Raw genomic sequence first — 26,859 nt, 5'->3', positions numbered from 1 at the left:
TGGCAACGTCAACGCGGAGAGAGAACAATGAACGAGACCGACTATGAAGAGTTCTGGAACAACAACGCGCTCAACCAGACGTTCTGGCAAGAGCTGACCCAGTGGGTCGACAGTTACTTCCAGCAGAACCTTGGCATCACGTTGATGGATGGCGCGTTGACCGCCGGCGAAGAAGCCCGCGTGGAGGCCTGGGCGTCAAATCCAGATAACGTCTATCACTATGCTCAGGCACTGTATTCACAGCCCTTCTTTCAGGAGTATCTCGCCACGCTGCCCGATTACGATCCGAATGACGGCTGGGAGCCAGGTGATGACGATGCCGCCTTCGATGAGCTATTCAGCGATGACGCCGCGCAGGGAGATGTCGGACTAGACGCTCTTTTCGCCAGCCTGTTCGACGGAAGTGGCGATGACCTCTTCGATGATACGCCTGACGGACCACCCTTCCAGGCCAGGCTAAACCGCGGGCAGGTAGAGGACATGGCACTTCTCTACGAGGCCGCCCTGGATCGAGAGCCTGATGAACCAGGGCTCAACTATTTCGTCGGCAACATGCGCGATGGCCAATCCCTTCAGGACATAGCACGCAGCTTCTATCAGGCCGACGAGTTCCGCAGCCAGTTTGATGATTTCGATGACGCCAACTATATCAACCAGCTCTACGAAAATGTGCTGGGACGACAGGCCGACCGAGCCGGGATCGACTACTGGCTGAATGATATCCAGAACAATGGCCGCTCCCACGCCGAGGTGCTGGTGAGCTTCGCCCAGTCCGAGGAGAACCGCAGCAATGCCGATGCCTGGCTGGCTGGGCTGCAGTTCGATACCGGCACGGATGAGTGGGTGCTTTAGTGAGGGGTGAGCGCCGCTTCGCGGCTGGTGAATGGTGAATAGTGAGTAGTTACTCCTTACTCCTCACCCCTCACCACTCACCATTCACCCCCCGGCCGCCATAGCGCCACCGGCTGGCTGATGCCCTTGAGCGACACTGCCCCGAGGGGCTCTAGCCGCTCCTCGCCTTCCACCTTCAGGGCGTCGGCCAGTCCCGGGCCAATCAGCACGGGCTGGTCGATCTGGCCGGCGTGCTCCTCCAGCCGGGCGGCCAGGTTCACCGCGGAGCCCAGGGCCGTATAGGCAAGCCGCTGCTGGGAGCCAAGATTACCGACCGTTACTTCGCCAGCCTCCATGCCAATATGCAAGGCAATGGGTGGGTAGCCTTGTGACTTGGCCCAGTGGTTGATGGTATCCAGCCGATGCTGCATGGCTTGCGCACAGGCAAGTGCGCGCGTGGCGTCCTCTTCGCTGCTCAGCGGCGCTCCCCAGAAGGCCATCAGCGCATCACCAATATATTTGTCCAGGGTGCCACCGTGGTAATGCACCACCTCGGTCAACTCGGTAAAGATATAATTGGTCAGCATGGCCAGGCGTTCCGGCTCCAGCTCTTCACTAATGGCCGTGAAGCCCACGATGTCACCAAACATGATGACCAATGGCTTTCGCTGTGGAGCGAAGCGTGCTTCGCCATCCTCCTCTGCCAGCTGACGCAGAACACTGCGCGGCACATAGGCGCCAAAGGCCCGGTAGAGTCGGCGGTGTCGCTGCCACAGCCGCCAGCGCTCCCGCCCCATCCATATGACGAACAAGGCGCCCACTCCACTCCACCATGCCCAGGGCGCTAGCCACCAGCCGTTGACCAGCAGCAGCGGCGGCAGAATTACCAGTATCACGGCAACGCCGACACCCAGTGTCCGAGTCCACAGGGCGCTGCGCGTGCTGCCCAGCAACGGAAATACTGCCAAGCCCAATAGCAGTAACCCACCCAGCAGCCACAGGCGGGCATGTGGCACAGGGCGCCATGCCAGCGTATCGAGCCACCCCGCCAGTAACACGGCGTGCAACTCAACTCCTGGCGTTAGGGGACCACGGGGGGTAGCCACCAAATCCCCCAGTCCCGCCGCCGAGGTACCCACCAGCACCAAACGGTCAGCCAAGCGCTCACGGTGTTGGCCGGCAGCCACTTCACTCGCACTCAAATAGTCAAAGCGACTGGGGTGGTGATAGGGAATCAGCAACCCGTGACCCGGCGTTACCCACTGACAGAAGTTGACCACACAGAGCTGTGTACTGCCGAGGGATTCCCTACGACGCAGTGGCGACGCTGCCCACTCTTGCAGCATCGCCAGCGCCAGTGTAGGGCGCGTCTGTCCATCGGGCGTAACAATATTGGGGTAAAGGCGCCGAATGCGACCGTCACTCTCAAACTCTGGAGTGATATGCCCCTGCACCGGCGGTATTTCCTGATAATACAGCGAAGGGTGAGGAGCCACTTCCCGGTGGGCACGCGGCAGCCCCGACTCATCTTCGACTACATCACCGAAGGCCGTAGCAGTGACGACTTGTGATGCCGCAAGTGGTTGCGCCAGCGCGTGGTCATCCGCGAATGTGGAAGACTCTGGCAACAAAATATCCAACCCCACCATGGCAGGGCCCGCGTCCAGAATGGCATCAAGAAGCTCAGCCAGGTGCGTTCGCGGCCAAGGCCAGCGGCCCATGGTCTGGAGCGAGGCGTCATCGATATCAACAATGACGATGCGCGAGTCAAGCCGCTCTCGAGGTTGACGCCATTCCATTACGGCATCATAGGTGAGCCAGGAAAGCCTTCCGAAGGGCGCCACAGGGTCGGCCTGCAGTAGCCAGCCGGCAATTGCCAACAGCAGAACCAGCAGCGCGAGACGTCCGCCGCCTAGCCCTCTAGCCCTCATCTCGCTCCTGCTTGATACCGTCCCAGGCCAGTGCTGTCATCAACCCATGCAGTCGCTGGGAGAGGCGCGGCCAGTCGTGGGCAGCCAGCCAGGCCGCGGCGTCCTGCTGCAGCCGTTCGCGGCGCCGGCGATCGTCGAGCAGCTCGCGGATGCCCGATGCCAGCTCGGCCGGCGCCGTGCCGGGCAGGAAGGCCACCGCCTCGGCCACGTCGTCGAAGATGCCCAGCGGCGTGCAGGCCACCGGGCGGCCGCTGGCCAGCCCCCAGCGTACCGCCGCCGAGGAGGACTCCTGGGTGTGCTGGTAGGGGAACACCAGCAGCTGCGCCGCCTGCAGCCAGCCCAGGGTCTGGTCGTCGGGCAAAAAGTCGTTGATCAGGGTGACCCGCCCTTCCAGCCCCAGGCGGGCGATGGTCTGCCGGCAGCGCTCCGCCTCTGCTTCGGACGGGGGAGCCGGATAGAGGGCGTTGAGCAGCAGCAGATGCAGGCCGGGGTCCTCCTCCGCCAGCATGGCGAAGGCCTCGATCAGCTCGTGCACCCCCTTGTGGGGCAGCAGGAAGCCGTAGCTGGCGATCACCCGCTTGCCTTCCAGGGCGGCATGGCGCGGGTCCGCGGGCGGCGTGACCGCGGGCGCGGCCATCACCCCATGGGGAAAGAGGGTGGCGTTGGCGTCGAGCCCCATGGCCTTGAGCCGGTTGAGGTCATCGATACCGTGAACCATCAGCCGTGAGCAGCCGGCCAGCGCCTCGCGCATCTGCAGCAGGCTCTTGGGCAGCCCGCCCCACTCCACGTCGGCGGTGGAGTGGAAGAACACCAATGTCTGCACGCCCTCACCCTGCAGACGCTTGAGTAAGGTGGCCAGCGGCGCCAGGCCGAAGAAGCTGAAGTTGAACTGTACCACCACGGTGTCGAGGCCACGCCGAAGGATCTCCGCATGCAGCGCCTCGAGGTCGTCCTCCAGATAACCCCCCTTGCCATCTGCGGCAATCTGCTCCCAGCAGCGCACTACCTCGGGCCCATCCTCGGCGATCAGCTCGGCATCGCGGTTGGCCAACACTGTGACCTGATTAGCCAAGGCCGGCGTGACCAGCAGTTTCGAGTAGGTAGCAATGCCGCACTTGCTGTTCCAGGTGCTTACCCAACCGATACGAGTTCGCGGCGTCAACACGGGGAGAGTGTCCAGGGCTTCTACCGCCGTCCGAGTGCGCTGCGCCACGGCAGCCCAGCTATGCTCACGCGCCACAAGGGCACGAGCCGCCTGGCGCCGCGAGGCAGTCCAGTCGCGCAACTCGCCGTTTTGGTGACGCGAGGTGAACTCGCTCATCAGCCCCGCAAGATGCTCCTCACTGGGCTCTACCCAGACGGATGCAAACTGCTCCATATGGGTGCGTGCGCGAGCATATTGATAGTCGATAAGCCAGGCGGTCTCGGGAGTGCAGAACTCGCACTGGCCACCGCTTCCGGTCGTGATCACCGGCACGTCACACCACATCGCCTCGGCCATGGGCAGGCCGAAGCCCTCGCCGCGGCTGGGCGCCACCAGGGCATCGACGTGATGGTAGAGGGCACGCACCGCGCCGGCGCCGAGATCGGCATTGATCAACTGGACGGGCGCACCCCGGGGATAACGTCGGCGATATTCGGCGAGTTCCGCCTCGATATCATGATGGGGGTTGGGAAAGGTCTTGAGTATCAGCTGTACGTGGTCATCGGCGGCGAAGCTGCGATACCAGGCGGCCAGCAGGACGTCGACGCCTTTGCGCGGAAAGCAGGAGGAGACATGCAGGAAGGTCATCGGTGCCTCGCCGGCCTGGGGCGCAGGCAACCAGTCAGCCAACGCCGCGGGGTCCGGTTCGATATCGCACAGATGATCAGTGCCCACGCCGACCACCGGCAGCGGCAGCCCCACCCCGCTGTCGGCCAGAACCCGGGACACATAGCGCGACATGGTGGTCACCGCCGAGAGCCGGGCATTGAAGGCCTGGGCGTGCTCATGGGGAAACACCGACTCTTCCCAGCCATAGCTGTGTATTAACCGATGTCGCCCGACAAGGCCTGTCGTGCGTGGCGGATAACATAGCCGCAGGCTGGCATCGTACCAGGCCGGCTCGGCGGCAAGCCCAACGGCATCGGCAAGTCCTGGCTCACCGTCCAAAAAGGCTGGATCCGGGGCAAAGTCGCCGCCGCCTTCGGTACTATGCAGAGCTACCTGAGCTTCACCGTCGATGCCTTGCAGGGCAAATGCCAGTTCTCGGTTAACCAGTGCCAGGCTATAGCTTGAGTCGAAGGGGCCTTCGATCCGCCAGCGGCGACGCACCGGCAGACATGCCCTCTCATCAGGCAGCGCTGGCATGGTCATGCCCCGCTCGGCAAGAAACCCGCGTAATTCCTCAAACAACCGGGCCGGTTCGAACCGGGCCAAGCGCTCACGCTGGGCCTCGACCAGCTTCGCCCGGAGCCCCGGATTACGCAGCATCATCAGTGCCGCGGCAGCCGCCACCTCGGGCTCCGCCTCGTTGAGCAGTAACCCGCCCGCCCCCACAGTGTCGCCAATGCTGCTGTCAGGGGCGGCGTAGGCAAGCACCGGAAGCTCATGGGCCATGGCCTCGATCAGCGGCATGCCGAAGCCTTCGTGCTCACTAAGGCTCAGGTAAAGATCCGCCTGCTGGTAGTGGCGCTGCAATTCGGCATCGTCGACCTTGCCGGTGAGTATCACGCTCGCGGCCACGCCGAGATCCTCCGCCAACCTTTGCAGACGGTGGACTGTGCCGTCATCGCCGCCACCCACCAGGGTCAGCTCAACTGGCCAGGCGCTGCGCCGCTGCATGGCCGCCAGGGCGGCGATCAACCCCGCCTGGTTCTTGTTGGCGGCCAGACGGCCGACGAACAGCAGACGATAGGGGGCATCGGTGGCCGGCTGGGGCGGCGGCGCCGCCGCCGGCTGGCCCGGCGACAGCCGGGCAAGATCGACCAACAGTGGTAGAGTCCGGGTGGTCTCGGGCAGAAAACCCGCCTCGAGCAGCTCGCGGCGGTTGTGCTCAGAGTCAGCGATGGCGCCGTCTAGCCAGGTGTGCCAGCGGGTCAGCTGCTCGCGGCCGTGACGCAGCACCGGTACCGCCGGGTCATCCGGCGAGTAGAAGCGCTCCGGGGTGATGTTGTGGTAGACCAGCAGCTTGCGGCAGGCCAGCCCCTCCAGCCAGCTCTCCAGAGGGTTTCCGCTGCCGTGATGAATCAGCAGCAGCTCGTCGGGCCGCGCCAGGTAGTCGCGGTAGTCGCGTACCCGCTCCGCCATGTCCCCTGGCGCGTCGATGACATAGATCTCCGAGGCCAGCCCCGACGCCCGTACCAACCGCTGGGTGAACAGCATGCCGTTGGTGATGCCGTCGCCGCTGGCGCAGGTGACCGCGAACTGATGGATGGCCGAGAGGGATGGCATGATGATATGAACTCCTTTCGCTACGTTAGGCCGAATGCGCTCACGGCCTCGCTTATCCGGCCGTAGGCACGGTCAGCGCCAGCGCACCGCGCAGAGCGGGTTCTGCCGGGGCGCCTAGAAGGTCTCGAGCCAGTCGCGCAGGCTGTCGGCCAGGACCTCGGGGCGATAGCGTTCGAGGGAGCGCCGCTGGCCGGCAATAACCTCGTTGCGTAATGCCTCGTCCTCGAGGAGCAGCGAGAGGCTGGCGGCCATCACTGCCGGGTCTTCGCTGTCCAGCACCAGGCCGCCCTCCCCCAGGGTATGCGGAATATTGGTCAGCCCCATGGCCACCACCGGGCAGTCGGCCAGCATGGCCTCGACCAGCGGCATGCCGAAGCCCTCGTGGGCGCTGGCGCAGACGAAGGCGGCGCTGCGCCGATAGAGCCCCTGCAGCAGGGCATCATCCACCTTGCCGGGCATCACCACGCTGTCGTCGAGCTGCAGCTGATGCAGGCGCTGGCGCAGGAAATGCCCGTAGTCGGAACGCTCCCCACCACCGGCGAGTACCAGCATGGCCGGGGGTCCGCCACCATGGCGCGCCTGCATGCGCTGCAGGTGCCACAGGGCTTCCAGCAGCAAGTGCTGGCGCTTGTTCTCCACCAGGCGCCCCACGAACAGCAGGTAGGGGCGCTCGGCCAGGGCCGGATGCAGCCGTGCGGCCGGCTCGGGCAGCTTCTCGGGCGCCTCGGCGAGACGCTCGAGATCCACCAGCAGCGGGAGGGTGGTGATCGCCTCGCGCGCATAGCCCAGGGCCACCAGGTCCTCGGCGTTGTATTCAGAGACTGCCAGCACTGCCCGAAACTCGTCCCGCCACTGCACCAGCTGCTCGCGCCCCAGGGTCGCGTAGTGGTGCAGGTCGCTGCCCGGGGAGAAGAACCCCGCCGGGGTGATGTTGTGATAGACCAGCGCCCGCGGCACGCCCAGCCGGCTCAGCCAGTCGCCCAGGTCATGCCCCATGGAGTGATGCTGCAGCAGCAGGGTGTCCTCGGGGTCGCAGCGCTCCAGGGCGTGACAGGGCCGCACGCGCTCCGCCATGGCGGCGGGAATGCTGGCGGCGTAGATGTGTGAGTCGAAACCAAGCTCCTGAAGGAGACGCTGGATAAACAGCAGGCTGTTGGTGACGCCGTCGCCGACGTCGACGCCGTGATGGAACTGGTGAATGGCGGTGATCGGCTGGGTCATGCGTCCTGCTCCTGGCCGGTACGGAGGGCCTGGCTGTCGAGGGCGGCGGGCCGAGTGGCCAGCAGTGCGTAGTCCTGGGGCCCGTAGAGGTAGTGGTTGAGCCGGCGCGCGGTCTCGCTCTCCTCGTGTAGGTGGTGCTGCTCGCCCACCGGATGCAGAGGACGCGCCGCGACGCCCTCGAAGCCGGCAAATTCAGCCAGGAACACCAGAAAATCGGGCGGTAGCGGACGCACATGAGTCGGGTCGAGGTAGAAGTTGCAGCTACCCACGATCAGGTTCTGGGGATTGGGGGTCTCGAGCAGCAGGCGCCCGCCCGGCGCCAGGGCGCGGTGGGCCTCGTGCAGCAGCAGGCGCAGCTGGTCGTGGTCGAGATGCTCCACCAGATGAAAGGCGCTGACCATGCCCAGGCTCGCATCGGCGCTGTCGCACAGGGCCGCCAGGGCATCCTGGTAGCGTACCTCGAGCCCCTGCTCGCGACCGGCGCGGATATTGGCGGCATTGAGGTCCACTCCCCGGGCGGCGATGCCCTCCTGGCGCAGCAATGCTAGCCATTCGCCGCGACCGCAGCCCAGGTCGAGCAGCGGCAGGCCCTCGGCCAGCGGGACGGTTGAATGCACCTCGGGCAGGTGCTCGCGCATCAGCGCGGTGATGGCCGACGGCGCACCGCGGAAGCGTGCCTCCAGGGCACGATAGAAGTCCTGCCCGGTGGCGTCCTGCTGGGGGGGCTTCCTCCCCCCCGAAGGTACAGTGACGCCCGCAGCCTCGGCATGTACCGCGGGTTCCGACGGCCGCGGCGCCATGCTCGGCGGAGGCGCATCATCAGCGGGGAGCGCATCCAGCCGCTGGCACAGCCGTCGGCTGTCGGCCATCAGGCGACGCTGCTCGTCCTCCAGCGCATTGATGCGCTCGCCCTGCTCGCGAAGCATCTCAAGCAGCGCCTGATAGCGGGTATCCTGCAGGCGCGCCGTCTGGTCAAGGCGTTCGCGCAGTCGATCCAGGCGCAGCGCGCCGAGCAGCCAGCGCACCCCACGCCCGATTCGGGGGTGGTACATCCACCGCGCCCGGGAGAGCCCGCGCGCCAGACCAGGCAGCTCATCCCCGCCGTGCTCCCCTCGGCTGGCCAGCCTCAGTAGCAGACGCTCCCGCGGTAGGCCTGCCATCAGCTGCGCCAGGTCGTGGTGACGCTCCTCGTCATCTGGCAGTCGGCCTACCAGATGGCGGTAGGCGTTATCCAGGAAGTCGCTGTCGGGTCGCCCCAGCAACGCCGCATAGTCGGCGACCGGAAAGCTGCCACGCTGTCGGCTGGCACCCAGTTCCACCGCGCGCCCCTGCAGGCTCTCGCGCCAGCGCGCCTCGCCCGGCCAGGCGGGCGGCGTCTCGGCGGCCTCGCTGCGCTGGCGGATGTACTTGCCCAGGCGCCGCGTGTCCAAGTGCGGGTTATTGTGACGCAGCATGGAGAGCCTCCTTACTCGGCGGAGCCAGCGGTTCGAAGGTACAGTCCAGCGGCAGCCGGCAAATGCCGCCAAAGGTGGGCCCGCGGATACCGGCCACATCGAAGCGCACCAGGTTGTCGCACCACTGGTAACAGCGCCGAGTGTGGTCGCTGCCCTCATGCAACGCCAGGGTCAGGGTGTACTTGCCCGGTGCCAGCCAGACCTCCAGTTCCAGCCGGCAGCGAAGCTGCTCCCCGGCCCGCATGGCCAGCGACTGACCAAGATACCAGGTGTTGGTGCCGAAGATGTCCTGGCCAAAGCGGTCGCGGATCATCAGCCCCAGGGTGATATCGTCGAGGTCTTGTTGGGCCTCCAGGTCGACGAGGATCTCCGCCGTCTCGCCGCTGGTCAGGGTGGTGCCGCCGCTATCACGGCCGGCCAGCGTGCAGGCGCTCACCACGACCTCACCACTACCGTAGCGAGCCTCCAGTACTGCCTGACCATCAAGGTCGGTCTCCTCAGCCAGCAGCCGGTTGTAGTGATTGGCACCGGCTTCCGGCTCACCCTCGAAGACCGCCTTGCCGCCCTCAAGCACGATCACCTTGTCGCAGAGCATCTTGACCGCATTGATGTCATGGGAAACGAAGATGATCGAGCCGCCTTGGGCGCGGAACTCACGGATACGACGCATGCACTTCTGCTGGAAGTGGGCATCGCCCACCGAGAGCGCCTCATCGATCACGAAGCAGCTGGGATCGGCATGGATGCCGATGGCGAAGGCCAGGCGCATGACCATGCCCGAGGAGTAGGTACGTAGCGGCTCGTCAATAAAGCTGCCCAGTTCGCTGAAGTCGACGATCGCCTGGCGACGCGACTCAACTTCCTGACGCGTCATGCCCAGCAGAAGACCGTTGGCGAGAATGTTCTGGGCACCAGTGAGGTTGCTGTCGAAGCCGGTGCCCAGCTCCAGCAGCCCGGTGATGCGGCCTTCAATGCGAAAGTCGCCACTGTCGGGCAGCAGTACGCCGGTGAGAATCTTGAGCAGGGTCGACTTGCCGGCGCCATTGCGCCCCAGGATCCCCAAGGTCTCGCCGCTGGCTACCTCGAAACTGATGCCATCCAGGGCCTTGTGGGAGTGATGACGCGGCCGACGCGTGATGATCTCGCGCAGCCGATCCGAGGGCTTGGCGTAGAAGCGGAAGTACTTGGTGATGTCCTGCGCGTGGATCATGACAGAGCCCTAGATGAAGTCGCGGATATCACGCTCGAGACGCTGCCCCAGCCACAGGCCGAAAGCGAGCAGCAGCAGCGCGAAGACCAGCAGCAGCGCCAGCGGCAGCAGCGCGGGGACGGTCTGTAGCATCAGCGCATCGCGCAAGGCGTTGACGATGTGAAAGAAGGGGTTGAGCAGGAACAGCGGCTTCCAATTCTCCGGCAGGATGGTGATGACATAGACGATGGGGGTCAACCAGAACCACAGCTGGGTCAGCACGCCCACGAACTGCTTGATGTCACGAATGAAGACACTGAGCGTGGCGAAGATGAGACCAATGGCATAGGCCAGGGTCTGCTGCACCAGCAGGATGACCGGCCACCAAAGCCAATGCCAGGTGAAATCGAAATCGATGGCGAACAGGAAGACCAGAAAGAAGCCATTGGCGATCAGGTAGACGGTCATCTCGCTGAACAAGAGATAGAGCGGCAGGGCAAACAGTGAGACGTTGACCTTGCCGATGATGGCGGCCTTATCGTGAAAAACATGGGTGACCCGCGTCAGGGTATTGGCAAAGAGGTTCCAGGCCAGCACGCCGATTACCAGGTAGACGCTGTAGCTGTACTGCCCCAGTTCAACGCCCAGCTCGCCCAGCCGCATGCCCATGATGCGCGAGAAAATCAAGGTGAAGATCAGGATATTGACCAGCGGCATGATGAAGGTCCAGGCCGCACCGAGGATGGAGCCGGCGTAGCGGTCGACCAGGTCCTGTCGGGTCAGATGATAGAGCAGCGAAAGGTTCATGGAAGGCTCACTGGTCAGCAGCGGCCACGCGCCGACGGCAGTCATCCAGCAGCCGGTCGAGCATGGCGCCGTGGGAGATGGCCGGTCGCCAGTCGGTCGCCTGACGCAGCGCCGTGGTGTCGGCGCGCACGGCCTGGATATCGGCGGGGCGCTGTCGGGCTGGATCCAAGCGATGGTCGATGGGGCAACGGGCGCGGGCCAGCAGGCCGTTGAGCAGTTCGCCCACTGGCACCGCCTGCCCGGAGGCAATGTTATAGGCCTGGCCACGCTGCTCGGCCTCGGGCAGCTCCAGCAGCGCCAGATAGGCAGCGACTACGTCCTCCACATCGAGGAAGTCACGCTCCGCGTCCAGGTTGCCGGTCTCGACCATGGGGGGCTGCAGACCGGCCTCGATACGGGCGACCTGGGTGGCGAAGGCGGCCAGCACGAAATCGTCGCGCTGTCCGGGACCGGTGTGGTTGAAGGGCCGGGCGCGGATGATCCGCAGCCCTTCGCTGGCAGCATACTGGCCAGCCGCCAGATCAGCCGCCGCCTTGCTGGCAGCATAGGGGTTCAGCGGCTGGAAGGCGGTCTGCTCAGTGGCCGGCAGACCGTCGCGAAAGGCGCCACCGTACATGTCCGAGGAGCCCACGTTGACGACCAGGCTTTGCGGGCTCTCATGCTTGACGGCCTCCAGCAAGTTGAGGGTACCCTGCAGGTTTACCCGCCAGGTCAGCGCCGGGTCACGGAAGCTGGTAGGCACATGGGATTGAGCTGCCAAGTGGATGATGGCACTGGGCTGCAGAAGCGCCATCAGTGCGTTCACGCGACCCGCGCGGCGGATATCCAGCCGATGCCAGGTTACGCCCTGATACACATTGAGGTGCTCGCCATGGGTAGTGGCATGCAATACCACCTGCGGCCAACGACGCCGCAACGCTGCCAACAGGTGACGTCCCACGAAGCCACCAGCTCCAGTGACCAGCAGTGATGCCGCTGGTGGCACGGCCTCACCCTCCGTCATCAAAGCCGCTCCAGGCGTTGAAGATCGGCGTCGACCATCTCGCGGATCATCGTCTCCAGTGAGGTCTCGGCCTGCCAGCCCAGCTGCTGACGTGCCTTGTCCGGATTGCCCAGCAGCACCTCGACCTCGGCGGGTCGGTAGAAGCGAGGGTCGATCACTACATGGTCGTCCATATCGAGGCCGGCGTGCGCGAAGGCGATGCGGCACATATCTCGCACCGTGGTGGTGACGCCGGTGGCGATGACGTAGTCATCCGGGATCTCCTGCTGCAGCATCAGCCACATGGCCTTGACGTAGTCGCGCGCATGGCCCCAGTCACGCTTGGCGTCGATATTACCGAGGCGCAGCTCGCTGGCCAAGCCCAGCTTGATGCGCGCCACGCCGTCGGTCACCTTGCGGGTGACGAACTCCAGGCCGCGCAGCGGCGACTCATGATTGAAGAGGATGCCGCTGGAGGCGTGCAAGCCGAAGCTCTCGCGGTAGTTGACGGTCATCCAGTGAGCGTAGAGCTTGGCTGCCGCATAGGGCGAACGCGGATAGAAGGGGGTAGTCTCGCTCTGGCGCGGCTCCTGGATCAGGCCATACATCTCGGAGGTTGAGGCCTGGTAGACCCGCGCGTTGGGGCGAGCGATGCGTACTGCCTCCAGGACATTGACCGCACCAATACCGGTCACCTGGCCGGTGAGCACCGGCTGGTTCCAGGAAGTCTGCACGAAGGACTGTGCTGCAAGGTTATAGACCTCGTCTGGCTGGCACTCCTGCACGCTACGGATCAAGCCGCCAAGGTCGCCAAGGTCGCCATCGAAGAGCTCGACCTGCTCCTTGACGCCGAGCCACTCAAGGCGCGACAGATTGACATCCGAAGTACTGCGCCGCGGCGCAATCCCACAGACACGATACCCCTTGTTCAGCAGCAACTGTGCAAGATAGGCCCCATCCTGGCCCGTGACGCCGGTGATCAGCGCGGTTTTACTGTGCATTCCTGCCATTTCCTGTATATTTTTCCGTGGCGTGGCATGGTCATACCAGCGGCGCATATTATCACAGCCCATAGGCCAGCACAGCCGCCAGGCACTGCGATGGATCGCGATGGTTTTCAGTTCCTACTCCTTCCTGCTGCTTTTTCTCCCGCTGGTCCTGATGCTGTACGCGCTGCAGGTACGCGACCGGATCTCCTCGGCGCTGTTGATGCGCGGTCTCATCGTCGCCTCGCTAATCTTCTACGCGGCCTGGGACTGGCACTACCTGCCCCTGCTGGTAGGCTCGGTGATGGTAAATTACTCACTTGGCCAACGCCTGAACACATGTCGCCGTCGCACCTGGTTGGTGCTGGGGGTGGCATTCAACCTGAGCCTGCTGGGCTGGTTCAAATATCGACTCTTCTTCGCCGAAACGCTGCATACCGTTCTGGTGCCGGAGTGGGCCGTACCGAGTTTTCAGGTGGTGCTGCCGCTGGGTATCTCCTTCTTCACCTTTCAGCAGATCGCCTGGCTGGTGGATCTATGGCGGCGACAGGTGGCGTTGCCGCGTTTCACCGAATATGCGTTCTTCGTGACCTTCTTCCCCCAGCTGATCGCCGGCCCCATCGTGCATGCCCGAGAGATCCTGCCGCAGGTGCGCCAGCGCTGGCCGGCCTGGCGCATGAGCACCTTCGCCGCCGGTCTGGCGCTACTGTGTCTCGGCCTGGTCAAGAAGGTGCTGATCGCCGACCCCCTGGATGCTCCCGTAGGCGTGCTTTACGCCCAGGCCGCAAGCGGCGCCGCTCTGGGCGGCGAGGCCCCCTGGCTGGCGGGCTTCGGCTACGGCGTACAGCTCTACTTCGACTTTTCCGGCTATGCCGACATGGCCATCGGTCTCGGGCTGCTGCTGGGTCTGAAGCTGCCTGTCAACTTCGACTCGCCCTACAAGAGCCGCTCGCCCATCGACTTCTGGCGCCGCTGGCATATCACCCTTTCCCATTTCCTGCGTGACTATCTCTATATTCCACTGGGCGGGCGCGAGCGACGCTATCTCAGCCTGATGCTGACCATGCTGCTGGGCGGCCTGTGGCACGGCGCTGGTTGGCAGTTTCTGCTGTGGGGAGGGCTGCATGGCGCGGCTCTCTGCCTGGCTCATGGCTGGATGAGACTGGGCGGCCAACGCTGGCCCGGCTGGATCGCCCTGCCGCTGACCCTGGGCTTCGTGATGCTGGCGTGGATTCCGTTCCGGGCCGACTCCGTGGCCAGCGCCCTGCGGCTCTATCAGGCGCTGGGGGCGCCCTGGCAGTGGTCGCCGTCGCTGCAGTGGCCGGGCTGGCCGCTGAGCGGCGAGCACGGCCGGTTGACCGGCCTGATAGCGCTGGGGCTGGGCATCGCCCTGCTGCTGCCCAACTCCCAGCAGTGGACGGCACGCTGGCGGGCGGCCATGGAGAGTCACGATCCGCGACAGGCGCGCCACTGCCTGCTGGGCGTGGGCGTCCTGTGCGGCGTGCTGCTGTTCCTGGTGCTCAAGCAGCTGTATGCCCAGCCCGAGCAGGCCTTTCTCTATTTCCAGTTCTAGGAGCCGATCCATGCGCCGACCGGAAGCCGGCCAAGGCACCCTCTGGCGACTGCTGAGCGGCGTCGCCCTGGGCATCGGCCTGGCGCTGGGCGCCTGGCTGCTGGCGCTGGCGGGTCAGCTGGGCCACCCCCATCCCGACCATCAATGGGTGCTCGAGGCCCGGGCCCACAAGCAGGCCCGCGCCGAGGCCCTACCGCCCCCTCGGCTGCTGGTGGCGGGGGGCTCCAGCGCCATGTTCGGCATCGACTCGCCGCAGCTGGGAGAGAGCTTCCGGCGGCCCGCGGTGAACCTCGGCGTGAATGCCGGGCTGGGGCTGCCGGTGATCCTCAACCAGACCCTGGCGATAGCGGAGGCGGGCGACCTGGTGATCCTGGCCCTGGAGTACCCGCTGCTCGGCTACCGCGGCGAGATCAACCACGTGATGAACGACTTCTACCTGGGCCAGCCCGAGGAACTGCTGCAGGCCTGGCGGCTGAGCCACGCGGCCCTGCCGCTGCACCGCTGGCTGCCCCTGGTGGCTGGGGAAGCCTTGCAGATCGTGATGCAGACCTCGCTCAGCCGAGTCGTGCAGGGCTATCGCGGCTTGCCCGATGGCTTCACGGTAAAGGGCACCTATGGGGCCCACCGCTTGGACGCCCACGGTGATCAGACGGCGACGTCTCGCCGGCATCGGGAAGCCTGGATGGCGCAGCAGGCCACGGCCGAGGCGCCCCGCCAGTACGGTGCAGACCACGCAGATAATGCCCCCGGCTGGGCACTGCTGCGACATTTCCAGGAGCGACTGCAAGACCGCGGTGCCTGCCTGGTGCTGGTACCGCCGGCCTTCCTGTTCCACCCCCACTACCGGGAGGATCCGGTGGAACGGCGCTTCTATTCGACACTGCCGGAACAGGCAGCCCGCCACGGCCTGACCTATCGGGGGCGGCCCTATGACTTCATGTACCCGGCGGAGGACATGTTCGATACCGACTTCCATCTGGTCGACGAGGCGCGGCGGCGCAACACCCGGCGACTGATCGAGGCATTAGCGGCGCCCGGCAATCCCTCTGAGCCAGTGATAGAGTGTCCGCGCGCGACGGTAGAGTCCGGGGTGACGCGGCAGCCACTGGCTGATCAGATAGCTGGCCTTGAGTCGAATCAACAGCCGGCGCAGCGCTGACGGCCTGACGGCGGGCTGCAGGCTGGGCAGCGGCCGCGGCGCGGCGGGCAGGGTCGGGCACTCGGCGAGGAGTTCCTCCAGGCGCCGCTCCAGCACCGCGATGTCGAGCCGCGGGTTGTTGTCGACCAGGAAGGGCCGGGTGGCGTGGCGTTCCGACACTGTCGTCTCCTTGGTGATAACGGCAATCCCCTGGCGCCGCGCGTCATATATCGATGAGGTAACCTTCGCCGCCATGAAGCTGCTGACCAACCTTGACTGCCTGCAGCCCCCCTTGACGGGGATCGGCCACTACACGAAACAGCTGGCCGCTCGCCTGGCGGGGCACCCCGAGGTGGAGGCCTTTCGAGGGCTGTATCGTAGCCGATGGCTCGACGGCGCTCAATTGCACGACTGGCCACCGACCGGGGACCCGGCCCTTGCCGGGGGCGGCGGGTCCGCTGCGCTGCGCCAGCGGCTGCGCCGGATACCGGGTAGCTACGGGCTGCGCCATCGGCTTCGCACTCTGCGATTCGCCAGCCTGACGCGCCGTTACGCCGACCATGTGTACTGGGAGCCGGGACTCGAGCTGATGCCGTTTGCCGGCCGACGCGTGGCCACGGTCTACGACCTCTCCCATCTGGCCGTGCGGGCCTCTCACCCGCCGGCACGGATCGCCTACCTGAGACGCCAGATCGACCATACCCTGCGCCACGCCGATGCCATCGTGACCATCTCCCGTACCATGCGCCGCGAGATCGCCGTCTACGCCGGGCTGCAAGAGGCGGATATTGCGGTGGCACCACCGGCCGCGGCTGCCGCCTTCCGCCCGCTGGAGGCCGCCACCCGGGACGCGGTGCGGCAACGACTAGGCCTTCCACCGCGCTATATCCTCAGCGTCGGGACCCTGGAACCACGCAAGAACCTGGAGCGCCTCGCCCAGGCCTACGCCGCCCTGCCCGGAGCGCTGAGGAGGGAGTGGCCGCTGGTCTGCGTGGGCGCCAAGGGCTGGAACGACACCTCACTAAGCCAGGAGTTGCGGCGACTCGAAGCCCGTGGCGAACTGCTGCGACTCGGCTATGTGGCGCAGCAGGACCTTCCCCTGATCACCGCCAGCGCCGGCCTGATGGCCTACCCCTCGTTGTACGAAGGATTCGGCATGCCGGTGGTAGAGGCGATGGCCTGCGGCGTGCCGGTACTGACCAGCCGCAACACCTCCATGCACGAAATCACCGGCGAGTCGGCGTTCCTGGTCGAGCCGGGCGAGACCGAAAGCATTCGGGCCGTACTCGAGACGGCGCTGGAGGATGCCGAGGCCCGTCGACGGCTGGGAAGGCAGGGCATCGCGCGCGCCGCATACTATGACTGGCAGAGGTCTGCCGAGGCGCTGTTGGCATCGCTGAAAGGGGGAGCATACGGGGCCTGAGGCAGCCACTCATCGAGATGCTTGCCCAGTTCCGCGTCGAAGACGCTCCGAGCGAAGCGCAAAGCGCTTTCACGACACGCGAGCGACGGAAAGGCGCCAGGATCCTCGGTCTGACGCCCCTCGAACATGTCTACCGCCTGGCAAAGCGCGCCTGCCTGTTGGCGCGGGACGTGAACCCCGGTCACGCCGTCGATAACCGTCTCGGCCACGCCTCCGACGCCATAACCGATGACAGGCGCGCCGGCGGCCTGGGCCTCCACCGGGAGGATGCCAAAATCCTCCTCGGCCATGAACACGAAGGCACGGGTCCGCTCGAGATGGTCGATCAGCACAGCATCTTCCTGGTAGCCCAACAGACTGACATTGGGACCGGCCAGTGCTTCGAGTCGACGTCGCTCCGGGCCGTCGCCGATCACTATCAGCTCTCGCTCAGGCATCCGGTTGAAGGCCTCGATGACCAGGTCCAGGCGTTTGTAGGGCACCAACCGTGACGCCGCCAGGTAGAAGTTTTCCCTGGGACGATCATGGCGATAGCGGTCCGTCTCGACGGGGGGGTAGACGACTTCAGCCTCACGTCGATAGAAGCGCTCGATGCGCCGCTGGATATAGTGCGAGATGGCGATAAAGTGGTCGACGCGCTGGGCGCTGGCAAAGTCCCACAGGCGCAGCTTATGCAGCTGCCAACGCATCAGCGCCCCCTTGAGGCCCCGGGCGCCAGTCTGGCGCAGATATTGATGCTGCATGTCCCAGGCGTAGCGCATGGGGCTGTAGCAGTAGCAAACATGCACCGCTCCGGGATCCGGAATGACCCCCTTGGCCACGGCGTGACTGCTCGACAGGATCAGGTCAAAGCCCTTGAGGTCAAACTGCTCCACCGCCAGGGGCATCAGCGGCAGATAGCGGCGGTAGTGACGACGCGCCCCCGGTAGGCGCTGGATAAAGCTGGTGCGGATGGTGCGACCGCGTAGCGCCGTTACCTGCGTTTCATCCAGAAAGCAGACGGTAGTGAACAACTCGGCATGGGGGAAGCGTGCCAGCAGGATATCAAGGACCTTTTCCGCACCTGCCCAGGTCACCAGCCAGTCGTGAACAATAGCAACCCTAGGTGCAGCCGGCGGCTGCCACCCCTCCTGTTCGATACTAGCTTCTCGCTGCTGCCGGCAGGTCATGAGCGACCATAGGCGTCGTCGAAACGCACGATATCGTCTTCGCCGAGGTAGCTACCGGTCTGCACTTCGATAAGGCGCAACGGTATGACCCCGGGGTTTTCCAGGCGGTGCAGGGTGCCCTGGGGGATATAGGTCGATTCGTCTTCACAGAGCAGAAAACTGCTTAGCTGTTCGGTATCACCGTGACCCTGGCTCTGGGTGACCTTGGCAGTCCCCTGTACCACGACCCAATGCTCTGCGCGGTGGTGGTGCATCTGCAGCGAGAGCTGCTGGCCGGGGTTGACCACGATTTCCTTGACCTGGAAGCCTTCGGTGAGCGCCAGGGTGCGATAGTGCCCCCAGGGGCGATAGACCTGGGGCAGGGCTCGGGACTCGCTGCGTCCGGCCTGATTGAGGCGTTCGACGATGCGCTTGATGTCCTGGGTGGCGTGGCGATCGGCCACTAGCACGGCATCCTCGGTCTCCACCACCACCAAGTCATCCACGCCCACTGTAGCCACCAGTCGCGAATGACTGTGTACCAGGCTGTTGCGCGTGGCATGTAGCAGAACGTCGCCATGCACTGCATTGCCGTCCGGAGCGTCACGACTCTGGAGTTCATGGACTGCATCCCAGGCACCGATATCGCTCCAACCCGGGGCCATGGGAACCACGGCAGCCTCCCGGGTATGCTCCATCACGGCGTAGTCGATGGAGTCGCTGGGGCAGGCGGCGAAGGCCTCGGCGTCCACGCGCAGGAAGTCGAGGTCCTCGCGCCCCGCTGCCAGGGCGGCACGACAGGCTGTCAGCATGGCCGGCGCCAGGCGCTCCAGTTCGGCGAGGAAGCGCTCGGCGCGAAACAGGAAGATGCCGCTGTTCCAGAGGTAGTCGCCACTTTCCAGGTAGCTGCGGGCGCGTTCGGCATCGGGCTTCTCGACGAAGGCGTCGACGCGGTAGCCGCCCTCCCCCAGCGCCTCGCCACGGCGAATATAACCGTAGCCGGTGTGGGCGCGCTCGGGGGTGATGCCGAAGGTGACCAGCCGGCCGGCTTCGGCCAGGACGCTGCCACTCTCCACCGCGGCACGGAAGGCATCGAGGTCGTCGATGGCGTGGTCGGCGGGCATTACCAGCAGCAGCGCCTCGGGTGCGGCCTGCAGCGCGGCCAGCGCCACCGCCGGGGCGGTGTTGCGCGCGCAGGGCTCGAGCAGGATGCGCTGAGGCGTGCAGCCGATCTGCTGGAGCTGTTCGGCGACCAGGAAGCGATGGGCAGCATTGCAGATCACCAGCGGCGGGGCGCTGCCCGTCTCGCCGTGCAGGCGCAAAACAGTTTCCTGGAGCAGGCTTACGTCGTCACGGTTGAGACACTGGAACTGCTTGGGGTAGTGCTCGCGGGAGAGCGGCCACAGCCGCGAGCCGCTGCCCCCGGAGAGGATCACGGGCGTTAGCGGGGCGTTCCTTGTGGGAGTGGGCAACGGGCGCTCCTTGCCGGGCGAAGCCACGGCCTGACAGTGGCGTGAATCGATGGCGCAGGATGATACCACTTCGCGACTGGGCTTAGGAGTGGTGAGCGGGTAGCGCTCGGCCTGCGCTCAGGAGGCGGTCAGCGTGCGCCGCTTGAGGAAGGCCTGCATCGCCGGGGCCGTCATCGGGCGGGCAAAGTAGTAACCCTGATAGGCCGGGCAGCCCATGGCCTCAAGCGCCTGGAACTGGTCGGCGGTTTCGATGCCCTCGGCAACCAGGCGCAGCGACATCTCGCTGGCCAGATGCACGATGGCCCGACAGATGGCGGCATCGCGAGGGCTATCGGCGAGCGCCTCGATGAAGGTACGGTCGATCTTGATCTTGTCGATGGGCAGCCGGCTCAAGTAGCTGAGGCTGGAGAAGCCGGTGCCGAAGTCGTCGATGGCGGTGGCGATGCCCAGCTCGGTGAGGGCCTGCAAGACGCCGATGGCGGACTCGGTGTCCTGAAGCAGGCTGTTCTCGGTGATTTCCATCTCCAGGCAGCTGCCGGGCAGCTGGGTGGCGGCCAGCAGCGTCTGCAGGTGCTCGAGGAAGCCACCGCGGTGAAACTGGGTGGGCGAGAGGTTGACCGAGATGCGCCCGGGCAGGCAGCCCTGGCGATGCCAGGCGGCGGCATCGCGGCACGCCTGTTCCAGCACCAGGTTGCCGAGCATGACGATCTGCCCCGTCTGCTCGGCCAGGGGGATGAAGTCGGCCGGGGGCACCAGACCACGCTCGGGGTGCTGCCAGCGCACCAGCGCCTCCACGCCTACCGCCTGGCCCTGGGCATCCACCTGCGGCTGGTAATGCACCTCGAGCTGGTCGTGCTCCATGGCCCGCTGCAGCTCGTTGCGCAGGGTGACACGCTGAACCAGGGCGGTGTCGAGGTCGTCGCTGAAGAACTGGTAGGTGTTGCGCCCCCACTGCTTGGCCTTGTACATGGCCATATCGGCCTGCTGGATGAGTCGCTCGGGGTCGCTGGCGGGGTCCTGGGCGAGGCTGATGCCGATGCTGGCGGTGACGTGGAGCAGCTGGCCGTGCACGCTGAAGGGGCGGCGCAGCACGCGCAGCAGGCGCTCGGCCAGGGCCTCGACGTGGCGCACGGATTCCAGCGGGCTCGGCAACAGGATGAATTCGTCGCCACCGATACGCGCCAGCAGGTCACCACCGCGCAGCTCCTGGTTGAGGCGCGTGGCGACCTGCACCAGCATCTCGTCGCCCACCTGGTGACCCAGGGTGTCGTTGATGGGCTTGAACTCGTCCAGGTCGATGAACATCACCGCCAGTTGGGTCGTGGCGTTACGGGGCTGGTTGAGCGCGCGGCTCAAACGCTTGTTGAGGGTGGCGCGGTTGAGCAGCCCGGTGAGGGTGTCGTGGGTAGCCTGGTAGGCAAGCTGGTTCTGCTGCTCCTTGTGCTCGGTGACGTCGCTCATGATGCCGACGAAGTGCGTCAGGGTGCCGCCCTCGTCGGTAACCGGCGAGAGGTAGAGTTGATTCCAGAAGGGCTGGCCGTCGCGGCGATGGGTGCGCAGGGTCAGCCCCAGGGGCTCGCCGCCGTCAAGGGCCTGGCAGATGCGCGTGACGTCGATGTCGCGGGTGCCGCGACCCCGCAGCACCTCGGGTGAAGACCCGAGGATCTCGCTCTCGACGAAGCCGGTCATGCGGGTGAAGGCAGGATTGACGTAGGTGATGGCGTAGTTGGGGTGACGGGCATCGACGATCATCACCGCATTGTGGCTGGCCTCGATGCTACGCTCCAGCAGGCGCAGGCGCTCGGCGGTGTGCACGCGTTCGGTGAGGTCCTTGACCACGCTGAAGGCCCCTTCTACCCCACCACGCACCAGGATCGGCATCAGCGTCACCGAGAAGACGCGCCGGCCGCGGGGCGAGGCAAGCCTTAACACCTGCTCGGTGGCCTGGCCCTCCAGCGTGCGACGGAAGGCGGCGGTCAGGGCCTCACGCTCGCAGGGCTCGGCGGCCTCGAGCATGGGCAGGTCGCCAACGTATTGGCCCTGCCATGCGGGTTTGTCCAGCCGCATGAGGGCGACGGCGGTGGGGTTGGCATCGGTGAGGCGGCCCTTGGGGTCAAGGGCGAAGACGGCATCCGGGCTCTGGCTGAACAGCGAGCGGAAGCGCTGTTCGCTGAGCTCGAGACGCCGCGCCTGGGTGACGCGCCCGATCAGCAGGGCACGGTTGACCACCAGATGGTAGGAGAACCATAGCCCGCTCAGCCCCAGCAACGCCGGCAGGATGCCGGAGCTGTGATAAACCACCAGCCACTGCTGCCACTCCTCGGGGCGCCCCGCCGCATAGGCCACTAGCCAGCCTGCCCCCAGCCAACCCAGCAGGCTGAAGGCCACGGCGATGATACCGACGACGATGGCCGATTCCGGCAGCCGCAGGCGCGGCCGGGTACGGATCTGCAACAGGGTGATCATGCCCACTCCCAGCACCACCAGGGCGATATGCATCAGCCAGCCGTTGCCCTGAAGCTCACCCGGCGTGACATACCAGCCGGTGAGCGAGCGCAGGAAGGCGGCAGCGCCCAGCACGAGACAGCCCAACGCCACCAGGCCCCAGATGCGCCGCCGAGCGGGAGTATCCGGCGGGCACCAGACGGCCCAGGCGAGGCTCAGCAGCAGCGGAATGATGCCCAGGGCGACACGCGAGGAGTCGATCCACCAGGAAGGCTCGCCGGTGGCCACCAGCAGACCGAGCGCCAGGGCATACAGCGCCAGCACCAGGCTCAGGGCACGCTGCACGGCGGGCCGGCCACAGGCCACCGCAAGAAGCCCCAGGCTGATCAGGATGATGCTGGCGGCAAAGCCGGCAGACATGAGCTGTGGCAAGGTGCTTGTGCGGCTCCAGGGGGAGAGCAGCAGGAGCTCGACACCGCCCAGCATCAGCGACGCCAGCAGCAGGATGTAGAGGCCGGCCTGTAGCAGAGTGTCACGCTGGTCGGTCATCATACGTAAAGTTCCACTGGTTCACGGCTGATGGTTGATAAAGCCGCGTGACACCGTCATGAAAAGGATCTTGATATCGAAGGCAAGCGACCAGTTGTCTATGTAGTAAAGGTCATATTCGACTCGTTTGCGCATGATACTGATGTCTTGGGTGATGCCGCGCAACCCATTGACCTGCGCCCAACCGGTCATGCCGGGTTTGACCCGATGCCGCTGCATGTAGATGTCGATCTCATCCTTATAATATTCATTGTGCCCTTCTGCATGCGGGCGAGGGCCCACCAGTGACATACGCCCCTGCAGTACATTATAGAGTTGTGGCAACTCATCCAGGCTTGTGCGTCGTAAAAAGCTGCCGAGCGGCGTCACCCTTGGGTCACCAGGCCGCGCCTGTGGAGTACCTTTCGTAGGGTGATGCACCATGGTGCGAAACTTATAGATGCGAAAGAGTTTACCGTCGAGGCCATGTCGGTACTGCTTGAAGAGCACCGGCCCTCCCATCTTCCAGCGCACCAAAGCGTAGATGATCAGCATGACAGGCAAGAACATGATAAACAGTATGGCACCCAGCAGCCTGTCTTCGACGGCCTTGACCCAGCGCATGGGTCCACCCAGCGGCGAGCGGTTCAGGTCTAGCGAGAACATGTCGGCCACCTGGGTGACACGGTGGTTGAGCAGACGAACATCGCTGAGGTCGGGGAAATACCGCACATCTACCGGCATCGCCTGCAGGGCGCCGGCCAGTCGCTTGACGCGCTCGCCCTCAGCCAGCGGGTAGGCGAGCCAGACTTCATCGAAATCGCGGCTGAAGATGCTGCGCCTGACCAGTTCCTCAACGCTCTTGAAGTGGGTGTCCCCCTCGCCGGCGTGGTCATCGAGGGAGCGGGTAATGCGGTAGCCCAAGAAGGGCTGTTGGTCGAGACGCTGCTGGATGCGCGCGATGTTCTCGGGTGTGCCGATGACCAGCACCCGCTTGAGGTTACGTCCACGGGACCGAATGCGGCGCAACACCAGATAGAGCACACTACGCAGCAGGGCACCTACCCCCAGCACACCCAGCGCGGTGGCACCCATCCAGGCGCGTGAGTAGACGGTCGCGCTGTGGGTGACCACCAGGAACAGGCTGATGATGGTGATGGTCAGCAGCCACCCCGCGGCATAGACGCCGAGCATGGTGAACAGGCTGCGCCCGCGCCAGGGGCGATAGAGGCCAAGCAACTCCCCGCAGGCGGGTAGCAACAGGCTGCCCACCACGATCAGCAGCGGATACTCCACCCCCTGGGTGTGATCGAGGTAGGGCATGGCATGCATGGTGAGCCATGACACCGCCAGCGCGATGGTGGCATCGAAGCTGCGCATGCCGCGACGCAGCCAGTCACTCGCGGCGGATGCGCTTGCCATGCCCGGGCTCCTCGTCAGTCGGTCGGCACGACCTGCGCCAGTAGCCGCATGGTCTGCTGAAGGTCGTCGGTGCCCAGGTTGCCGATGGCGGCTTCCAGCGCCAGGCGGTCCTGAGCATAGCGGCCAAGGGTATCGATGAATTGAATGCGCTGATCGTAGAGGCTGGAGCGGGCGTCGAGCACATCGACCAGGTCACGCAGGCCAAGCTGTTCACCACGCTCGGCGGCCTCGAGGAACAGCTGGCTGGACTCGATGGCCTGCTTGAGGGCTTCCATGCGTCGGCTGTTGCCGTTCAGCGAACGCAGACGACTGCGCACCTCCTGGGCGGTGAGATTACGCTGGTTGTCCAGCGCTTCCTGCGCCGCCATGGCGCTCAGCTCGCCCTGCTCGACATTGGCGGTGGTATAGCCACCCCGATAGATCGGCACCTCCAGCTGGACACTGGCCCGTGCATCCTGGCTCTCCCGAAACGGGTCGTTGGAGGCACGATCGCTGTAGCTGAGGTTGAGGTTGAGTTCGGGGTAGTAGCCGCTGCGCCTCACCCGGGTGTCGCTGCGTGCGATGGCCTGCTCGGCCTGGGCGCGCAAGACGTCAAGGTTATTACCGATGGAGGCCAGCCACTCCTGCTCATCCCGAGCCAGCTCATCCAGGCTTACGTCATCCACCTCGCCGAGCTGGGCCTCTCCGAAATCGGGACGCAGGCCGGTGAGGCGCTCGAGCTCGCTGAGGGCGTCATCCAGCTCGTTCTCGGCCTGCACGGCATCGGCGATGGCCTGGTCGAATCGCGACTGCGCCTCCAGCAGGTTGATGCGATCGCCGACCCCCAGCTCATAAGCACGCTGGGCCTGGCGAACCTGGAGGTCGAGCGCTTCTTGCTGGGCATTGAGGGTGGCCAGCTTGCGGGAGGCGGTGAAGGCGTTGAGGTAGGCCTCGCTGACCGACAGGGCCAGATCGCGCTCGACCAGGGCCAGGTCCAGCTCGGCGGCATCCACCTGCTGCTCGGCACGATCCACCCCGCGCCAACGCTCCAGGCTGAACAGTGGCTGGCTGAGACTGACCTGCCACAGGGTGTCGCGTGTGGTGCCCTCGTAGCGCGCCTCGTTATCCGGGTCGACGCGCTCATTGGACGGGTCATAGCTGGGGTTGTCGGTGTAGTAGTTGTCGCCCTGCTGATACTGATAGCTGGCACTGGCCGACAGCTGCGGCTTGAGCTGAGCCCAGGCCTTGTCGATCTCGCGCTCACTGGCCTGCAGCTCATAGCGCTGGCGAGAGAGGTCAACATCGTTCTGCATGGCTCGCTCGACCAGCAGCGGCAGCTGCGGCAGCGGGCGCTGTGCAGACTGCTCCGCGGCGGCCTCCAGTTCGGCAAGGGCGGAAAGCGCCTCATCGCCGGCCGGCGGCTGTGCTGCTGGCTCCTGGGCCCCTGGTTCCTGGGCCTGGGCGGAAAGCGCGACGGCAAGGGCCAGAGGCGTCAGGGCGACCAGGCGGCGGCTTCGATCTCGACGCATCACTCTTCCCTCATGGCACGCGCCAGCATGTCGGTGATCGGTTTGGCAATGTAGCTGGCGAAGGTGCGCTCTCCGGTGCGGATCAGCACCTCGGCGGGCATGCCGGAAAGCAGCTGCATCTGTTCGGTCATGTCCTTTTCTCCCTCTTCGGTCACCCGAACCCGCGCCCTATAGTACATCTGGCCGGTGGCTTCATCTTCGAAGCTGTCGGCGCTGACATGGATAATCTCGCCATCAATCTCGTTGGAGAGGCGCTGATTGAATGCAGAGAAGCGAATGGTCGCCGACTGGCCGATGAAGATGTTGTCGATATCGCGATTGGGAACGCGCGCCTCGACCACAAAGCCATCCCCTGCCGGCACGATATCCATGATGGGGTCACCACCGCGGATCACCGCTCCGATGGTATGTACCTGGCGCCCCACCACGGTGCCGGAGACAGGGGCCTCGATGGTGGTGCGGTTGACCTGGTCGGTCAGCGAGGTGATGCGCTCCTCGGCTTCGGCGATCTGGGCCTGAGCGTTGCGCAGCTGTTCGCCCACCTCGGACTGGAACTCCTGGCGGCGAACCTCCTTCTGCAGCTGGTTCTCGCTGATCTGGGACTTCAGGCTTGAGATCTGGGAACGGTGCTCGGCGATACGCCCCTCGTATTCCAGCACCTGGCGCTCTAGTTCACGTAAACGCTGATTGTCGCCCAACCCCTCACGAAAGAGAGACCGGAAATCTTCGGCTTCGGACTTCAGCGAGCTGACCCGCTGGCGGTTGATGCCGATCTGGCTCTCGAGCCCTTCGATCTGGTTGCGCATCTGCTGAACCTGCTCATCCAGCGAGTCGAGCGCACCCTGGAGCGATTCACGACGGGCCACGAAGAGGCTGCGCTGAACGGCCAGCACCTGCTGTACGCGGTCACGTTCGCTCTCCGTAAGCTCATCAGGAAACGTCAGGACCTCGGCGGCACCCTGCTGCTCGGCGAGCAGACGAACCTCCATGGCGCGGTTGATAAGATACTGGGAGCGGGCGATGTCAAGCTGGGAGCGTGCCTGGGTATCGCTGAGGATCACCAGCGGATCGCCCGCCTCTACCTTGTCGCCATCCTCGACGAGCAGCTCCCGGACGATACCACCTTCCAGGTGCTGCACGGTGCGTTTGAAGGACTCCATGGAGACATTACCAGGAGCTACCACGGCGATCGCCAGCGAAGCGGTCAGGGCCCAGGTACCGAAGCCACCGAAGGCGATCAACAGGATGATGATGCCCAGGCGACGATAGCCCTTGTCGCTGGTGGGTAGCTTCTCGCTATACTCCCCTTCAAGAGTTTGTGGCTGGGGGGTGACATCGATTTCGGGACGTGACACGGCTTGCTGGCCT

At 65.2% G+C, this 26,859-nt stretch carries 18 protein-coding genes; 4 read left to right on the top strand and 14 right to left on the bottom strand.

Going from position 1 to position 26,859, the window contains the following annotated elements; translation table 11 throughout:
- The first annotated feature begins 27 nt into the window (after positions 1–27).
- Entirely contained in the window at positions 28–852 is an 825-nt protein-coding gene (locus tag NFH66_RS03850) for a DUF4214 domain-containing protein (RefSeq protein WP_349608557.1), read from the top strand.
- A gap of 77 nt (positions 853–929) precedes the next feature.
- On the opposite strand, the gene NFH66_RS03845 is transcribed toward NFH66_RS03850, so the two are convergent.
- From NFH66_RS03845 to gmd, 8 genes are all read right to left on the bottom strand, one after another.
- Positions 930–2,762 (bottom strand): CHASE2 domain-containing protein, encoded by a 1,833-nt coding sequence (locus NFH66_RS03845; protein WP_349608556.1) that lies wholly within the window; start codon positions 2,760–2,762, stop codon positions 930–932.
- Positions 2,752–6,195, bottom strand: coding sequence for a glycosyltransferase family 4 protein (locus NFH66_RS03840; protein ID WP_349608554.1), 3,444 nt, complete (start codon positions 6,193–6,195; stop codon positions 2,752–2,754). The genes NFH66_RS03845 and NFH66_RS03840 overlap by 11 nt, the downstream gene beginning before the upstream one ends.
- A 114-nt stretch (positions 6,196–6,309) precedes the next feature.
- Positions 6,310–7,416 (bottom strand): glycosyltransferase family 4 protein, encoded by a 1,107-nt coding sequence (locus NFH66_RS03835; RefSeq protein ID WP_349608553.1) that lies wholly within the window; start codon positions 7,414–7,416, stop codon positions 6,310–6,312.
- Positions 7,413–8,870 carry a class I SAM-dependent methyltransferase gene (locus NFH66_RS03830; RefSeq protein ID WP_349608552.1) on the bottom strand — a complete coding sequence of 486 codons (1,458 nt, stop codon included), beginning with the start codon at positions 8,868–8,870 and terminating at the stop codon, positions 7,413–7,415. The genes NFH66_RS03835 and NFH66_RS03830 overlap by 4 nt, the downstream gene beginning before the upstream one ends.
- A complete protein-coding gene (locus NFH66_RS03825) occupies positions 8,854–10,080 on the bottom strand; it encodes an ABC transporter ATP-binding protein (protein ID WP_349608550.1) in 1,227 nt (408 codons plus the stop codon). Before NFH66_RS03825 ends, NFH66_RS03830 begins: the two co-directional genes overlap by 17 nt.
- 9 nt (positions 10,081–10,089) lie before the next feature.
- Complete coding sequence (locus tag NFH66_RS03820; RefSeq protein WP_349608548.1) at positions 10,090–10,866, bottom strand: ABC transporter permease; 777 nt, start codon at positions 10,864–10,866, stop codon at positions 10,090–10,092.
- A 7-nt stretch (positions 10,867–10,873) separates the two neighbouring features.
- Positions 10,874–11,869, bottom strand: a complete 996-nt coding sequence (locus NFH66_RS03815; protein WP_349608546.1) for a GDP-mannose 4,6-dehydratase — start codon at positions 11,867–11,869, stop codon at positions 10,874–10,876.
- Positions 11,869–12,849 carry a GDP-mannose 4,6-dehydratase gene (gene gmd, locus NFH66_RS03810; RefSeq protein ID WP_349608544.1) on the bottom strand — a complete coding sequence of 327 codons (981 nt, stop codon included), beginning with the start codon at positions 12,847–12,849 and terminating at the stop codon, positions 11,869–11,871. Before gmd ends, NFH66_RS03815 begins: the two co-directional genes overlap by 1 nt.
- A 109-nt stretch (positions 12,850–12,958) precedes the next feature.
- Here gmd and NFH66_RS03805 point away from each other — a divergent pair, with 109 nt between their 5' ends.
- The 3 genes from NFH66_RS03805 to NFH66_RS03795 all read left to right on the top strand — a co-directional run bounded on the left by NFH66_RS03805 (position 12,959) and on the right by NFH66_RS03795 (position 16,968).
- On the top strand, positions 12,959–14,407 hold the full coding sequence (locus NFH66_RS03805) for an MBOAT family O-acyltransferase (protein ID WP_349608542.1): 1,449 nt from the start codon (positions 12,959–12,961) through the stop codon (positions 14,405–14,407).
- A 10-nt stretch (positions 14,408–14,417) separates the two neighbouring features.
- Positions 14,418–15,566 carry a hypothetical protein gene (locus tag NFH66_RS03800; RefSeq protein WP_349608540.1) on the top strand — a complete coding sequence of 383 codons (1,149 nt, stop codon included), beginning with the start codon at positions 14,418–14,420 and terminating at the stop codon, positions 15,564–15,566.
- A 139-nt stretch (positions 15,567–15,705) separates the two neighbouring features.
- Positions 15,706–16,968, top strand: a complete 1,263-nt coding sequence (locus tag NFH66_RS03795) for a glycosyltransferase family 4 protein (protein ID WP_349608538.1) — start codon at positions 15,706–15,708, stop codon at positions 16,966–16,968.
- On the opposite strand, the gene NFH66_RS03790 is transcribed toward NFH66_RS03795, so the two are convergent.
- The 6 genes from NFH66_RS03790 to NFH66_RS03765 all read right to left on the bottom strand — a co-directional run bounded on the left by NFH66_RS03790 (position 16,902) and on the right by NFH66_RS03765 (position 26,846).
- Positions 16,902–18,044: a glycosyltransferase gene (locus NFH66_RS03790; RefSeq protein WP_349608536.1), complete on the bottom strand. Its 1,143-nt coding sequence runs from the start codon at positions 18,042–18,044 to the stop codon at positions 16,902–16,904. The genes NFH66_RS03795 and NFH66_RS03790 overlap by 67 nt on opposite strands.
- 89 nt (positions 18,045–18,133) lie before the next feature.
- Positions 18,134–19,588 (bottom strand): mannose-1-phosphate guanylyltransferase/mannose-6-phosphate isomerase, encoded by a 1,455-nt coding sequence (locus NFH66_RS03785; RefSeq protein ID WP_349608534.1) that lies wholly within the window; start codon positions 19,586–19,588, stop codon positions 18,134–18,136.
- 117 nt (positions 19,589–19,705) lie between these two features.
- Entirely contained in the window at positions 19,706–22,585 is a 2,880-nt protein-coding gene (locus tag NFH66_RS03780; protein WP_349608532.1) for a putative bifunctional diguanylate cyclase/phosphodiesterase, read from the bottom strand.
- 18 nt (positions 22,586–22,603) lie between these two features.
- A complete protein-coding gene (locus tag NFH66_RS03775) occupies positions 22,604–23,983 on the bottom strand; it encodes an undecaprenyl-phosphate glucose phosphotransferase (RefSeq protein ID WP_349608530.1) in 1,380 nt (459 codons plus the stop codon).
- Positions 23,984–23,997: 14 nt separating this feature from the next.
- Positions 23,998–25,491: a TolC family protein gene (locus NFH66_RS03770; RefSeq protein ID WP_349608528.1), complete on the bottom strand. Its 1,494-nt coding sequence runs from the start codon at positions 25,489–25,491 to the stop codon at positions 23,998–24,000.
- Positions 25,491–26,846 carry an HlyD family type I secretion periplasmic adaptor subunit gene (locus tag NFH66_RS03765; protein WP_349608526.1) on the bottom strand — a complete coding sequence of 452 codons (1,356 nt, stop codon included), beginning with the start codon at positions 26,844–26,846 and terminating at the stop codon, positions 25,491–25,493. Before NFH66_RS03765 ends, NFH66_RS03770 begins: the two co-directional genes overlap by 1 nt.
- Positions 26,847–26,859: the final 13 nt, after the last annotated feature.

Origin of the sequence: Halomonas sp. H10-9-1, assembly GCF_040147005.1 — a bacterium.
GTDB lineage: Bacteria > Pseudomonadota > Gammaproteobacteria > Pseudomonadales > Halomonadaceae > Halomonas.
This window is presented reverse-complemented; position numbering and strand designations above follow the sequence as displayed.